The organism is Pseudomonas sp. LPH60, assembly GCF_030718165.1.
In the GTDB taxonomy this organism is placed as follows: domain Bacteria; phylum Pseudomonadota; class Gammaproteobacteria; order Pseudomonadales; family Pseudomonadaceae; genus Aquipseudomonas; species Aquipseudomonas danubii.
Genome location: NZ_JAVAJH010000003.1, coordinates 799,302 through 812,282, shown reverse-complemented (window position 1 = coordinate 812,282; position 12,981 = coordinate 799,302). Strand labels below are relative to the sequence as shown.

The 12,981-nt window shown below is 62.3% G+C and carries 11 protein-coding genes; 4 read left to right on the top strand and 7 right to left on the bottom strand.

All coding sequences use genetic code 11. The annotated features are described in order from the left end of the window. Nucleotides 1-154: 154 nt before the first annotated feature. Nucleotides 155-2,686 (bottom strand): sulfite reductase flavoprotein subunit alpha, encoded by a 2,532-nt coding sequence (locus Q8O96_RS14170; RefSeq protein WP_305948974.1) that lies wholly within the window; start codon nucleotides 2,684-2,686, stop codon nucleotides 155-157. A 155-nt stretch (nucleotides 2,687-2,841) separates the two neighbouring features. After that, on the bottom strand, nucleotides 2,842-5,136 hold the full coding sequence (locus Q8O96_RS14165; protein ID WP_102861106.1) for a TonB-dependent siderophore receptor: 2,295 nt from the start codon (nucleotides 5,134-5,136) through the stop codon (nucleotides 2,842-2,844). A 207-nt stretch (nucleotides 5,137-5,343) separates the two neighbouring features. On the opposite strand from Q8O96_RS14165, the gene Q8O96_RS14160 reads away from it, so the two are divergent. From Q8O96_RS14160 to Q8O96_RS14145, 4 genes are read left to right on the top strand one after another with little or no spacing between them, the layout of a single operon-like run. Then, nucleotides 5,344-6,024 (top strand): Fe2+-dependent dioxygenase, encoded by a 681-nt coding sequence (locus tag Q8O96_RS14160; RefSeq protein ID WP_060842472.1) that lies wholly within the window; start codon nucleotides 5,344-5,346, stop codon nucleotides 6,022-6,024. Between the two features lie 3 nt (nucleotides 6,025-6,027). Then, a complete protein-coding gene (locus Q8O96_RS14155) occupies nucleotides 6,028-6,813 on the top strand; it encodes a tetratricopeptide repeat protein (protein ID WP_305948973.1) in 786 nt (261 codons plus the stop codon). Between the two features lie 54 nt (nucleotides 6,814-6,867). Further along, the gene (locus Q8O96_RS14150; RefSeq protein ID WP_083236103.1) at nucleotides 6,868-7,131 is read left to right on the top strand and encodes a CopG family ribbon-helix-helix protein; all 264 of its coding nucleotides are present in this window, start codon (nucleotides 6,868-6,870) and stop codon (nucleotides 7,129-7,131) included. Then, nucleotides 7,128-7,406: a type II toxin-antitoxin system RelE/ParE family toxin gene (locus tag Q8O96_RS14145; RefSeq protein ID WP_305948972.1), complete on the top strand. Its 279-nt coding sequence runs from the start codon at nucleotides 7,128-7,130 to the stop codon at nucleotides 7,404-7,406. The genes Q8O96_RS14150 and Q8O96_RS14145 overlap by 4 nt, the downstream gene beginning before the upstream one ends. 77 nt (nucleotides 7,407-7,483) lie before the next feature. On the opposite strand, the gene Q8O96_RS14140 is transcribed toward Q8O96_RS14145, so the two are convergent. The 5 genes from Q8O96_RS14140 to Q8O96_RS14120 form a co-directional block, all read right to left on the bottom strand. After that, complete coding sequence (locus Q8O96_RS14140; RefSeq protein ID WP_102861110.1) at nucleotides 7,484-8,647, bottom strand: type III PLP-dependent enzyme; 1,164 nt, start codon at nucleotides 8,645-8,647, stop codon at nucleotides 7,484-7,486. A 652-nt stretch (nucleotides 8,648-9,299) separates the two neighbouring features. Further along, nucleotides 9,300-10,457: a betaine/proline/choline family ABC transporter ATP-binding protein gene (locus Q8O96_RS14135; protein ID WP_305948971.1), complete on the bottom strand. Its 1,158-nt coding sequence runs from the start codon at nucleotides 10,455-10,457 to the stop codon at nucleotides 9,300-9,302. Continuing rightward, complete coding sequence (locus Q8O96_RS14130) at nucleotides 10,454-11,107, bottom strand: ABC transporter permease (RefSeq protein ID WP_102861112.1); 654 nt, start codon at nucleotides 11,105-11,107, stop codon at nucleotides 10,454-10,456. Before Q8O96_RS14130 ends, Q8O96_RS14135 begins: the two co-directional genes overlap by 4 nt. 15 nt (nucleotides 11,108-11,122) lie before the next feature. Next, complete coding sequence (locus Q8O96_RS14125) at nucleotides 11,123-12,019, bottom strand: glycine betaine ABC transporter substrate-binding protein (RefSeq protein WP_305948970.1); 897 nt, start codon at nucleotides 12,017-12,019, stop codon at nucleotides 11,123-11,125. A 24-nt stretch (nucleotides 12,020-12,043) separates the two neighbouring features. Further along, on the bottom strand, nucleotides 12,044-12,760 hold the full coding sequence (locus Q8O96_RS14120; RefSeq protein WP_102861114.1) for an ABC transporter permease: 717 nt from the start codon (nucleotides 12,758-12,760) through the stop codon (nucleotides 12,044-12,046). Nucleotides 12,761-12,981: the final 221 nt, after the last annotated feature.

The window sequence follows — 12,981 nt, the reverse complement described above, 5'->3', positions numbered from 1 at the left end:
GCCAGCACCCTGTTCCGTAGGAGCCGGCTTGCCGGCGAAGAGGGCCTTAAGCCTTGCGCTGTTCTGACGGGCGCCTTCGCTGGCAAGCCAGCTCCTACGGAGGGGGCAGCAGGATCGATGTAGGAGCCGGCTTGCCGGCGAAGTGTCTGACGCCTCAGTAAACGTCGCGGCGGTAGCGCCCCTGTTCGATCAGGCGTTCGACCTGGTCTGCGCCCAGTACCTCGTTGAGCACCTGATCCACCCCTGAAGCCATGCCCTGCAAGCTGCCGCAGATGTAGATCGCGGCGCCGTCGGCCAGCCATTTTTTCAGTTCGTCGGCCGCTTGGCGCAGGCGGTCCTGGACGTAGACCTTCTCGGCCTGGTCCCGGGAGAACGCCAGGTCCAGGCGGCTCAGGTCGCCCCGGGTGCGCCATTCCTGCAGTTCATCCTTGCAGTAGAAATCATGTTCGGCGTTGCGCTCGCCAAAGATCAGCCAGTTGCGTTGCTGGCCCTCGGCGATCCGTGCCTTGAGCAAACTGCGCAGGCCCGCCAACCCGGTGCCGTTGCCCAGCAGAATCAGCGGGCAAGGTTCGGCCGGCAGGTGGAAGCCGCTGTTGCGGCGCACCCGCAGGCTGATGCTGGAACCTACCGCGGCATGCTCGGTGAGCCAGCCGGAACCAATCCCCAGGCTTCCATCGGGGTGGCATTCCTGACGCACCAGAAGTTCCAGGCAGCCGTCGGCGGCAATCGAGGCGATGGAGTATTCGCGCATGCTCAGGGGCACCAGTGCGTCCACCAGGGCCTGGGCATGCAGCCCCACCAGATGGCTGCGGTTGTCTGGTAGCTGGCGGCTGCCCAGGGCCTGTTCCAGGCTCTCTTGCAGGCCATCCAGTTGCACCGGGGTGTTGCCGGAGAGGCCCAGGCCGGCGAGGAAGTCCGCCACCGCGCCGCGGCTGTTGCGCGGCATGACTTCCACCAGATCCCCGGCCAGCCAGCTACTGGTACTGGGGGCCAGCAACTGCAGCAGGTAGACCCCGGAACCGCTGCTTTCAGGGTTGAGCAGGGTACGGGTGTTCAAGGTCCAGTTGTCGAAGGCCGGGGCTTGCCACAGGTCCACGGGAGCCTGTCCGGTCAGTTGGCCCAGTTGCTGTTGCCAGTGGCGCAGGGCGTAGCTGTCGCCGCTGTCCACTTCGATGGGAGCGAACAGAGTGCTGGCGCCCTGGTTCGCCAGCCAGTCGTGCAGGCGCCGGGCAAAGCCGCAGAAGTGCTGATATTGGCGGTCGCCGAGGCCGAGCACGGCGTATTGCAAGCCCGCAAGCGGTAGCTCGCGGCCCAGCAGTTTGCGTTCGAAGCCGCGGGCGCTGTCTGGGGCTTCGCCGTCGCCGAAGGTGCTGACTATGAACAGCGCGCGTTGGGCGCTGCGCAGGTCCTGTTCGCTGAGGCTGGCCAGCGACTGGACCTTGGCGCTGACCCCAGCGGCTTGCAATTGCCCGGCAGTCTGCCAGGCCAATTGTTCGGCAAAGCCGCTCTGGCTGGCGAAACCGATCAGCCACGCGGAGCCATCGTCGGCGCTGCTTTCCAGGCCTTGGCGTGCGTTCTTGATCTGGCGCTTCTTGCGCCGGCGATCCAGGTACAGCAGCCAGCCGGTGACGAAGAACAGCGGCATGCTCAATGAAGCCAGGGTCAGCACGATGCGTCCGATCAGGCCGAAGTAGCTGCCCACGTGCAGGGCGTAGACGCTGGTGAGCAACTGCGCCTTGAGGCTCTTGTCGGCGTAGCGCTCATGACGGCTGATGACCCCGGTGGTGGGGTCCAGGGTCAGCTGGTTCAGCGCTCGATCGTGGGGCGAGTCCTTGAGCAGGTAGAACACTGTCGCCGGCTGGCCGGCCACCGCGGGCATGCGGATGTTGTAGGCGCTGAGGTCCTTGCCGGCAGCGCTGTAGAGGCTGCTCCACAGGGCGTTGTAGTCCGCCACGGGAGCGGGGCCCTTGGGCGGTGGGCCACCGCGACCGCCGCGCTGGCGTTCACTGTGTGGCGCGTCAGAGAGCAGTTTGGTCAGGCCCTCCCGGTACCAGTCGTAGGACCAGTACAGGCCGGTGAGGGCGAACAGCAGGTAGAACAGCAGGCACCAGGTGCCGAACACCGCGTGCAGGTCCCAGTTGAAGCCGCGGCCTTTCTTGGCCCAGTCCAGGGTCAGCCATACGCGCCAGTTGCCGACCTGGCGCGGCCAGCGCAGGTACAGGCCGGACAGGCAGAAGAAGATCAGGATCAGGGTGCAGGCGCCGGTGATCTGCCGGCCGGTGTCGCCGATGGCCAGGAAACGGTGCAGCTGCAGCATCAAGCCGAAGAAGTCCTGGCCGACCGCGTCGCCCAGGAACTCGCCGGTGTAGGGATCGAAGTAGCGCATCTGGCCACGGCGTTCCCCCGGCGGCGGGGTGAAGAACACCCGCGCGGCGTTGCCGCTGTCGGTTTCCACCCAGAGCATGGACACGGTCTGGCCTTCGGCGGCCTGGATTTTGTCCACCAGTTCGGCGGGTGGCAGCACCCCGGCGGGGAGCTTGTCGACTTGCAGCACCGATGGGTTGAGGGCGCGCAGGATCTCGTCCTGGAACGACACCGTCGCCCCGGTGATGCCCATCAGGGCCAGGATCAGCCCCGCGCTGATGCCGAAGAACCAGTGCAGCTGGAACAGGGTTTTCTTCAACACGTCACTCGCCTTGTTCGTCCAGAGAGAGAAAACACGGCGCGCAGTATGCCGTGGGTTGTCGAGAAGCATTCTTTTTTACACGCAAAAGCCCCAGGCATTGCAATGCGTGGGGCTTGGCGGCCTGTGGCGGGGGCCACAGGCGGTCGGGTGCTGGGTCAGAAGTGGAAGTTGGCGCTCATCAGGGCGGTACGGCCGGCGGCCTGGTTGGCGAAGTGCGCCGCGAAGGCCTTGTCGTAGTAGGTCTTGTCGGTGAGGTTCTGCACGTTCAACTGCAGGTCGACGTTCTTGGTCAGCTTATAGCTGGCCATGGCGTCGTAGCGGGTGTAGGACGGTACGTACACGGTGTTGCCGGTGTCGCCGTACACCTCGTCGACGTAGAACGCACCGCCACCGACGGTGAGTTTCGGGGTGATGGCGTAGGTGCTCCAGAGGCTGAAGCTGTTTTTCGGCGTGTTGGGCATTTCATTGCCTTTGGCCGATGCTGCACCGGCGGTGATCACGCCGTTACGACCGGTCAAGCCGGGGTCGACCAGCTCGCTCTTGAGGTAGCTGTAGCCAGCGAAGACTTGCCATTTGTCGGTGATCTTGCCGCTGGCGCCCAACTCCAGGCCATCGACACGGGACTCACCAGCGTTCTGGTAGGTCAGTGCGTCCACCAGGACCCGGGTGTTTTTCTTCTCGGTGCGAAATACCGCAGCGGTGAGGGACAGGCGGTCGTTGAGCACGTTCCACTTGGTACCCAGTTCGTAGTTGACCGTTTCTTCAGGTTGCAGGTCGCTGGTGCTGGCGCCGGCAGCCAGGGGGTTGCCCTCTGCGCCTTCACCCACCAGGGCACCGGCCGGGGTGGCCGAGGTCGCGTAGGAGGCGTAGATGCTGCCGTTGTCGGTCGGCTTCCAGACCAGGCCAGCCTGCCAGTTCCAGAACTGGCTGTCGTCCTTGAGCTTGCTTCTGGCCTTGACCGTGGCAGTGGGTACCGCGTTGGTGTTGGCCACGGTGTCGAAGGTGTCGTAGCGCAGGCCGACGTTCAACAGCCATTGCGGGTCCAGTTCGATGGTGTCGAAGACGTAGGCGGCACGGCTGGTGGCCTTGGTGTTGGTGCCGTTGTAGTTACGGGTGATGCTGCCGGTCCAAGGGTCGTTGGGGTTCGGGTTGCCCAACGAGGTGCAGCTGGGCGTGTTGCCCGGATTACATACCTGGGCAGTATTGCCTGCGATGTTGTAGCTGCTGACCCGGGTTTCTTCGCCCGTGAACTCAAGCCCGGTGGAGTAATTGTGCTTGAAGCCCAATGCGTGGAATTCACCAAACAGATCGGTCTGGTTGGTGGTGGTTTCCGTGGTCGAGACGCGGCTGTTGGCGCGACGCCATACGGTGCCGTAGCGGTTGACGTTGAACTTGCTGTCGTCCGGCTGGGTGAGGATGTAGTCCTGCCCGGTGTTGCCGTGACGCAGAGTGTTTTTCAGCGTCATGCTGTCGCTCAGGTCATGTTCGATGGAGATGGTGCTGATGTCCGCGCGGGTCTTGCGGAAATCACGGCCCTTCAAGCCGTAGAAGTTGCTGCTGTCGCCACCGTCGTTGGGTTTGTCGTGAACGTGGGCCGTGGCGCTTGCGGAGCCGTAGCCATACGGAATGCCCGAATCTGGCAGGTCGTCGCTTTCCATGTGGTAGTAGCTGACATTGACTCGGGTCGGGGTGCCCAGGCCGAAGGTCAGCGATGGCGCCACGCCCCAGCGGTCGTAATTGACGGCGTCGCGGCCAGCCACATTCTGTTCGTGGCTCATCAGGTTCAGACGGAACGCGGCACCCTCGAGGAACTGACGGTTGACGTCCAGGGTGTAGCGACGGGTCTGGTCGGAACCGTAGGTGAAGCCGCCATTGAGGAAGTCTTGTTGCTTGGGCATCTTGCTCGTCAGGTTCAGGCTGCCGCCTGCCGAGCCACGCCCACCAAAGGCGGAGTTCGGGCCTTTGCTCACTTCAATGGTTTCGATGTCGAAGATCTCGCGGCTCTGGCCGCCGGTGTCACGCACACCGTCGAGATAGGTGTCGCCCTGGGCGTCGAAACCACGAATGAACGGGCGGTCACCTTGAGGGTTGCCACCTTCACCGGCACCGAAGGTGATGCCCGGTACGGTGCGCAAGGCGTCTTGCAGGGAGGTGGCAGCGGTGTCCTTGAGGACTTGCTGTGGAACCACAGTGACCGAGCGCGGCGTATCCACCAGCGGGGCGGTGTACTTCTGCGACGAAGCCTTTTCCACTTGGTAGGAGGTGTTGTCCTGGGCCTCACCAGTAATGCTGGTGGCTTCCAGGGCAATGGCCTTGCCCGCCGTCTTTTGCTGGGTGTCTTGCGCGGCCTGGACCATATGGCCCGCGGAGCCGGCGGTAATCGCCACGCCAATGGCGGAGGCCAGCAGGCGCGGTGAACTGACAGCGGATGGTGGTTGTTGGCGTGACATGGTGGTTCCCCTCCCCAAGGATTTGAGGTCGCGGAATATAGGGGAAAGAAACAATCGTTATCAATTGCGAAACGTTACTATTCGCGCTGAATTTACAATCTTTACAATTTATCCTTACGGTTTTTGCGCGCTCATTCGTCACCGTGTTTTACACAGTCAATAAGAATTAATACCATTGACGACCTTTCGCTGCTCAGGTACCTGGCCATGTTGCTGCACATCCCCGGCGTGTTCACCCGTGATGAAGTGGGGCGCATCCGCGAAGCCCTGGAGCAGGCGGACTGGGCGGATGGCAAGATCACCGCCGGTTACCAGTCGGCCAAGGCCAAGCACAACCTGCAGTTGCCCGAAGGGCACCCGCTGGCCCAGGAGATCGGCGCGGCGATGCTCGATCGCCTGTGGCAGAACCCGCTGTTCATGTCCGCCGCCTTGCCGCACAAGGTGTTCCCGCCGCTGATCAACTGCTACACCGCCGGCGGCAGTTTCGACTTCCATATCGACAACGCCGTGCGCCAGCCCAAGGGCAGCGCGGAGCGGGTGCGCACCGACCTGTCGTCGACCCTGTTCTTCAGTGATCCCGAGGATTACGACGGCGGCGAGCTGGAGATCCAGGACACCTACGGCCTGCAGCGGGTCAAGCTGCCGGCGGGGGACATGGTGCTGTACCCCGGCACCAGCCTGCACAAGGTCAACCCGGTGACCCGTGGCGCTCGCTATGCCTCCTTCTTCTGGACCCAGAGCCTGGTGCGCGAGGACAGCCAGCGCGCCTTGCTGTTCGAGATGGACGGGGCGATCCAGGAACTGACCCGGGACGTGCCCGAGCATCCTTCGCTGATCCGCCTGACCGGCACCTATCACAACCTGCTGCGGCGCTGGGTCGAGGTGTAGGCGGTGACTGTTCAACTTCGCCGCAAGGAAGTCCTCGACGGCGCGCAACTGAGCGCCATGCTCCAGCAAAGCCCGTCCCGCGCGGCCCAGGCGATCCTGGTGGCTGCTGGCGAGGGCCTGGTGGAGGCACAGGCGCTGCTGGGGCAGATCCTCCTCGACGGCCACGGCATCCAGCAGGACCAGGCCCTGGCCTTGCGCTGGTTCGACATCGCCGCCCAAGGCGGGCACCTGATGGCCCGCAACATGCTCGGGCGCTGCCATGAACATGGCTGGGGCTGCCCGGCCGATGCCGCCCGCGCTGCCGGACACTATCGATTGGCCGCCGAAGCGGGGCTGGATTGGGGCCTGTACAACTACGCCAACCTGCTGGCCACTGGCCGTGGCGTGGCGCAGAACCATGCCCTGGCCCTGGCCTGCTACCGCCGCGCGGCGGACCTTGGCCATGCCAAATCGATGAACCTGCTGGGGCGTTACCTGGAGGAAGGGCTGGTCTGCCCGGCTGACCCCGAGGCGGCCCGTGACTGGTACCGACGCTCGGCCGAAGGCGGGGATTTCCGTGGACAGTTCAGCTACGCGGCGGTGCTGGCCGATGCCGGTCGTATCGACGAAGCCGTGGATTGGCTGCAGCAGGCGCTAGCTGGCGGCAATCTGAATTTCCTGCGGGTGGCTTGCGCTGCGTTGCTCAATGCCACGCATCCAAAGATTCGCGAACTGGCCCAGGCCTATCAGCGGCGCGCAGCGCAATTGGGTGATGAACGGGACGTAGAGCGGCTTGCTGTGTTGGCTTAAATCACTATGATTCAAAGCTAATCGCTTTTAATCATTCTGATGCAGGTCTGTCTCATGCCCGCGACAAAAGTACTGACCGCCCACATTCCCTTGGATCTGGCGGATAAGGTCGATCAACTGGCTTCTCGCCTGGAGCGCTCCCGTGCCTGGATCGTGAAGCAAGCATTGGTGGCCTGGGTTGACCAGGAAGAAGAGCGCCGCCGACTGACGCTTGAGGCCTTGGCAGATGTCGATGCTGGAAGGGTTGTCGATCATCAGTCAGTGCTGGCTTGGGCAGAGAGTCTGTCTGGCGACAACCCCCTGCCTTTACCAAAATGAGACAGTTGAAATGGACGAGCAAGGCGCTATTCAATCTGGCTCGGCTGTTTGAATTTCTCGCTCAGGTTAATCGCTCGGCTGCTGCTCGGACCGTGCAATCCCTCGTGCGGGCTCCAGATGCGCTTCTATCTAACCCTCGATTGGGAGAGCAGTTGGAGGAATTCAAGCCGAGGGATGTTCGACGGTTGCTGGTGGGGCATTACGAGGTGTGTTATGAGATTCAAGGCATGGCCTTGTCCATCCTGCGTATTTGGCATGTCCGGGAAGATCGTTGAGCCACTGAATCGCACGCATAAAAAAGCCCATGACACGTCATGGGCTTTTTCTTGCAGCTTGCCGCTAGCCACTGTCCTTACAGGTAAAACGCCTTCAGCGGCGGAAAACCGTTGAATTCCACCGCGCTGTAGCTGGTGGTGTAGGCGCCGGTGGACAGCCAGTACAGGCGGTCGCCGATGGCCAGGTTCAGCGGCAGGCCGTACTTGTAGTTCTCGTACATGATGTCGGCGCTGTCGCAGGTTGGGCCGGCGATCACCACTTCTTCCACTTCGCCTTTCTTCTCGGTCCAGATCGGGAACTTGATCGACTCGTCCATGGTTTCGATCAGGCCGGAGAACTTGCCCACGTCGGTGTAGACCCAGCGCTCGACGGCGGTGCGGGATTTACGCGCCACCAGCACCACTTCGCTGACCAGGATGCCAGCGTTGGCAATCAGCGAACGGCCCGGCTCGAGGATGATTTCCGGCAGCTCGTCGCCGAAGTCTTCCTTGAGGAAACGGATGATTTCCTCGGCGTAGGTTTCCAGGCTGTTGGTACGGGTGATGTAGTTGGCCGGGAAGCCACCGCCCATGTTGATCAGTTTGAGCTCGATGCCGTCTTCTTCCTTCAGGCGTTCGAAGATCACTTTGACCTTGGCGATCGCCGCGTCCCAGACGCTGATGTCGCGCTGTTGCGAACCCACGTGGAACGACACGCCGTAAGGCACCAGGCCCAGGTCGCGGGCGAGGATCAGCAGGTCCATGGCCATGTCGGTCTGGCAGCCGAACTTGCGTGACAGTGGCCAGTCGGCGGTGGTGGAGCCTTCGGTGAGGATGCGCACATAGACTTTCGAACCCGGGGCGGCCTTGGCGATGTTGCGCAGGTCGGCTTCGGAGTCGGTGGCATACAGACGCACGCCCTTCTCATAGAAGTAGCGGATGTCCTTGGATTTCTTGATGGTGTTGCCGTAGCTGATGTTGGCCGGGTTGACGCCGCGGCCCAGCACTTTGTCCAGCTCGTAGATCGAGGCGATGTCGAAGCTGGAGCCTTTTTCGTGCAGCAGGTCGATGATCTCGGCGGCCGGGTTGGCCTTGACCGCGTAGTAGACCTTGGCGAATTCGAAACCGGCGCGCAGGTCGTCATAGGCCTGGGCGATCATCTGGGTGTCGATGACCACGAACGGGGTTTCTTGCTGGTCGGCGAACGCCTTCATTTTCTGAAAGGTTTCGCGCGCAAAATAGTCTTCGACGTTAATCGACATGCGTTGGGAGCTCCTACTGGCAAACGTTAGAAATCAATGGGTGCAAATGAACGTCCTCCGTATCCCCACTTTGGTTCGCCTACTTCCCAAGGCATGTCGCCGAAAGCAAAAAGGCCATGGGAAAGTTTCCCTTGGCCTTGCTGTCTCGTCGTCAGTACTTGAGCCGGATGGATCGTTTCCAGCATGGACGTTCGGCGCGAACTTTAGGTGGTGAGGGGCCTGAGATCAACAAAAAATGTCGCGTTTTTGCACTTGTCTGACGTGCGTAAACGACACCTCTCTTTGTAGCCGACACAGATGACGGACAGATGTTCCCGAAGATTTTCCAGGTGTTAAAAATACCTGCACGTTCGACGCTGTTGCGCGCCAAGTGTCTGGAAAGTATGAAGGCGTCAACATCGGCGACGTTAGCGACGACAGGCTGGTCAGAGGGGGATCTTGGCTGCTTCGGAAGGTGTCACCGGACGGCGTTCGCGGGGGCGGCTGTTGATATTTTTTTCCGCCATGTAAGTGGGCCGAAAAACCAGTGGCGAGGGCGCTTGCTCCCGGTGAACTGCGCAGCAGTTCCACTCTTTTTGGCAAAGAGGGGCCGCTGCACGGCCCCGGGGCAGCAAGCGCCCTCGCCATAGGTTCGTTATTGGCTATTTATTGATCAGGCGACCACTGCCTCAGCCGGCGAGACGATGTTGGTCGTCATCCCCCGCGAACGCCCGGAGCTCAGGTAGGCCGCAATGGATTCCTGGGTCACCTCACCGAGAAATACCCGCTCGGCATCCAGCACCGGCAGCCATGAACGGTTGAACTCGTACATGCGCGACAGAAGAATCCGCAGGTGTTCGTCGTAGGCGGCGGTGGCGTTGAACTCCCGCAGGAACTGGGCGCAGGTGCCGGTCTGACGATGCAGGTCGCGACGGCGTACATAACCCAGGGCCTTGTTCTCGGCGCAGGTCACCACCACATAGCGGCGGTCATGTTCGTCCATCAGGTCCAGGGCCTCGGCTACCGGCGTTTCCGGGCTGACCGATGGGGCGTTGTCTGCCGCGTCTTCGGCCTTGACCAGCAACAGGCGCTTGAGGGTGCTGTCCTGGCCGACGAAGTTGCTGACGAAGTCGTCCGCCGGGTGGGCGAGCAAGGTGTCCGGGTGATCAATCTGCAGCAGCTTGCCAGCGCGGAAGATGGCGATTTTGTCACCCAGCTTGATGGCTTCGTCGATGTCGTGGCTGACCATGATCACGGTCTTGTTCAGCGCGCGCTGCATCTCGAAGAACTCGTTCTGGATCATCTCGCGGTTGATCGGGTCCACCGCGCCGAAGGGCTCGTCCATCAGCAGCAGCGGTGCGTCCGCCGCCAGGGCGCGAATCACCCCGATGCGCTGCTGCTGGCCGCCGGACAGTTCCCGCGGATAGCGGTGCAGGTACTGCTTGGGCTCCAGCTTGATCATGCTCATCAGCTCGCGGGCACGGTCGTGGCATTTCTGCTTGTCCCAGCCCAGCAGCTTGGGCACCACCACGATGTTTTCCTCGATGGTCATGTTGGGGAACAGGCCGATCTGCTGGATCACGTAGCCGATGTTGCGGCGCAGGGTGACTTCGTCGAGGTCGGTGGTGTCCTCGCCGTTGATCAGGATCTTGCCCGAGGTGGGCTTGATCAGGCGGTTGATCATTTTCAGCGTGGTGCTTTTGCCGCAGCCCGAAGGGCCGAGGAATACGCAAATTTCGCCTTCATTGACGGTCAGGCTTACGGAGTCAACGGCGGTGATGGTCTTGCCGTTGCTTTGGAAGGTCTTGGTCAGCTTTTGAAGTTCGATCATTTGAGCAGTCCTTTTGGTGTCAGCGAGCGTTGCAGCCATTGCAGAAGCAGGTCGGCGAAGATGGCCAGGAGACTGACCAGTAGCGCGCCGACGATCAGCATCGACATGTCGCTGCGGCTGATGGAAGCAAGAATGAGTACGCCCAGGCCGCCGGCGCCAATGGTGGCGGCGATGGTCATGACGCCGATGTTCATCACCACGGCGGTGCGCACCCCGGCGAGGATCACCGGCACCGCGATCGGCAGTTCGACCATGCGCAGGCGCTGGCCGAAGGTCATGCCGATGCCGCGGGCGGCTTCGCGGATGCCCGGCTCGACGCCGGTCAGCGCCAGGTAGGTGTTGCGCATGATCGGCAGCAGGGAATAGAGGAACACCGCCGTGATGGCCGGCAGCGGCCCCAGGCCCTGGCCGAACTTGGAGTAGAACGGCAGCAGCAGGCCGAACAGGGCGATGGAAGGAATGGTCAGCAACACCGTGGCGCTGGCCTGCAACGGGCCGGCCAGGGTCGGGAAGCGGGTCATCAGGATGCCCAGGGGCACACCGAAGACAATCGCCAGGGTCACGGCGATGCCCACCAGGGTGATGTGCTGCCAGGTCAGGTGCAGGACCTGGGCCCAATCGAGATGGGAAAAGGCGTTCAAGAATTCCATGTCTTCTCCTCTCTATCAGTGGTTGATCGGATGCTGGCGCAGGAAGTCGGCGGCCACGGCGGAAGGGCTTTCATGGTCGACGTCGACCCGCGCGTTCAGCTGGCGCATGGTTTCGTCATCGAACAGCGCCGCCAGCGGCTTGAGGTCCGCCGCCAGTTGCGGATGGGCGTCGAGGTACACCTGACGCACCACGGGGGCGGCGGTGTAGTCCGGGAAGTAGTGCTTGTCGTCCTCCAGCAGCTTGAGCTTGAAGGCGTTGAGCCGACCGTCGGTGGTGTAGACCAGGCCGGCGAACACCTGGCCGTTGCGCAGGGCGGTGTAGACCAGGCCGGCATCCATCTGCCGGGTGTTCTTGCGGGTCAGGTTCATGTCGTACAGCTTGACCATGCCGGCCAGGCCGTCGGAGCGGTTGGCGAACTCGGTGTCCAGGGCCACCAGGCGGTTTTCCTTGGAGTTTTCGGCCAGGGCTCGGGTCAGGTCGCTGATGCTGTTGATCTGCGGATGTTCCTTGGCCACGTTCTCCGGCAGGGCCAGGGCGTAGGTATTGCTGAACTTGGACGGCGCCAACCAGACCAGGCCTTTTTTCGCGTCGAGTTCTTTGACTCGGGCGTAGGACTGCTGGCTGTCGAGTTTCTCGTCGATGTGGTTGTAGGCCACCAGCGAGACCCCGGTGTATTCCCAGATCAGGTCCAGCTGGCCGCTTTCCTGGGCGCTGCGCGCCAGGTTGCTGCCCAGGCCGCCGGTGACGCGGGTGTCGTAACCCTTGCTGCGCAGGTACTGGGAGGTGATTTCCGCCAGCAGAGTCTGTTCGGTGAAGACCCGGGCACCAATGCGGATCAGTGGTTTTTCCGCGGCTTGCACCCATCCAGCGAAAAGCAGGATGCAGCCGAGTATCAGGCTTGTTTTTTTCATGTTCATTCCTTGGCGCTTACGGACTTAGGACGGGCGCAGACCACGTTCCAGCCAGAGGCGGCTGGCCAGGGTGACCAGGCCGTCGAGGAGCAAGGCCAGCAGCGCAGTGCAGGCGGCGCCGAGCAGCAATTGCGGCTGATTGTTCAGGGCGATGCCGGGGAAGATCAGGCTGCCCAGGCTGTTGGCGCCGATCAGGAAGGCCAGGGGCGCGGTGCCGACGTTGATCGCCAGGGCCACCCGCACGCCACCGATGATGATCGGCACGGCATTGGGCAATTCGACTTTCCACAGCACCTGGCGCGGCGTCATGCCGATGCCGACCGCGGCTTCTTTGAGGGAACCCTGGACGTTTTTCAGGCCTTCGTAGGTGTTACGCACGATGGGCAGCAAGGAGGCGAGGAACAACGCGAAGATTGCCGGGCCACTGCCGATGCCGAGAATCCCCAGGGCGATGGCCAGGACGGCCAGAGGGGGGACGGTGTTACCGATGTTGAACACTTGCATGAAACGTTCGGCGCGTCCGACCATGCTCGGGCGGCTGAGGAAGATGCCGGCGGGGATGCCCACCAGCAGTGCGGCGAGCATGGACGCCAGGACCAGGAACAGATGAGCTTGCAGGTAGAACAACAGATCGTCGCGGTAGTGTTCGATCGTCGTGATGCCGATCCAGTGGACCAGCAGGGCCAGGAGGGCGATGACCGCAACCCCTCCTATCAGCCCTTTGCCATAGCGAATAGCCACAGGCGGACTCCTTTTTTCAGTCGGCGGGCACTTTCCCGTGTGGCAAGGCCATTCCTGGCTGCCGCGAAAGTACGCGCGAAAAGCAGCTCGTCGAGTGCCGGCAAAGCGGCGGGTGAACGAGCCATGAGCGCAGCTTCGTCAAGCTAACGTGCTGATATTTCAGCCCCTGACGACAGCGCGTGACAGGGGAGTGGACGTCTCCACGTTTTAAAAGGTTCCAT

Excerpts from the sequence above, each read along its gene's own strand:
- Q8O96_RS14165 (WP_102861106.1), bottom strand. The coding sequence starts at position 5,136 with ATGTCACGCCAACAACCACCATCCGCTGTCAGTTCACCGCGCCTGCTG.
- Q8O96_RS14160 (WP_060842472.1), top strand. The coding sequence starts at position 5,344 with ATGTTGCTGCACATCCCCGGCGTGTTCACCCGTGATGAAGTGGGGCGC.
- Q8O96_RS14150 (WP_083236103.1), top strand. The coding sequence starts at position 6,868 with ATGCCCGCGACAAAAGTACTGACCGCCCACATTCCCTTGGATCTGGCG.
- Q8O96_RS14145 (WP_305948972.1), top strand. The coding sequence starts at position 7,128 with ATGAGACAGTTGAAATGGACGAGCAAGGCGCTATTCAATCTGGCTCGG.
- Q8O96_RS14140 (WP_102861110.1), bottom strand. The coding sequence starts at position 8,647 with ATGTCGATTAACGTCGAAGACTATTTTGCGCGCGAAACCTTTCAGAAA.
- Q8O96_RS14135 (WP_305948971.1), bottom strand. The coding sequence starts at position 10,457 with ATGATCGAACTTCAAAAGCTGACCAAGACCTTCCAAAGCAACGGCAAG.
- Q8O96_RS14130 (WP_102861112.1), bottom strand. The coding sequence starts at position 11,107 with ATGGAATTCTTGAACGCCTTTTCCCATCTCGATTGGGCCCAGGTCCTG.
- Q8O96_RS14125 (WP_305948970.1), bottom strand. The coding sequence starts at position 12,019 with ATGAAAAAAACAAGCCTGATACTCGGCTGCATCCTGCTTTTCGCTGGA.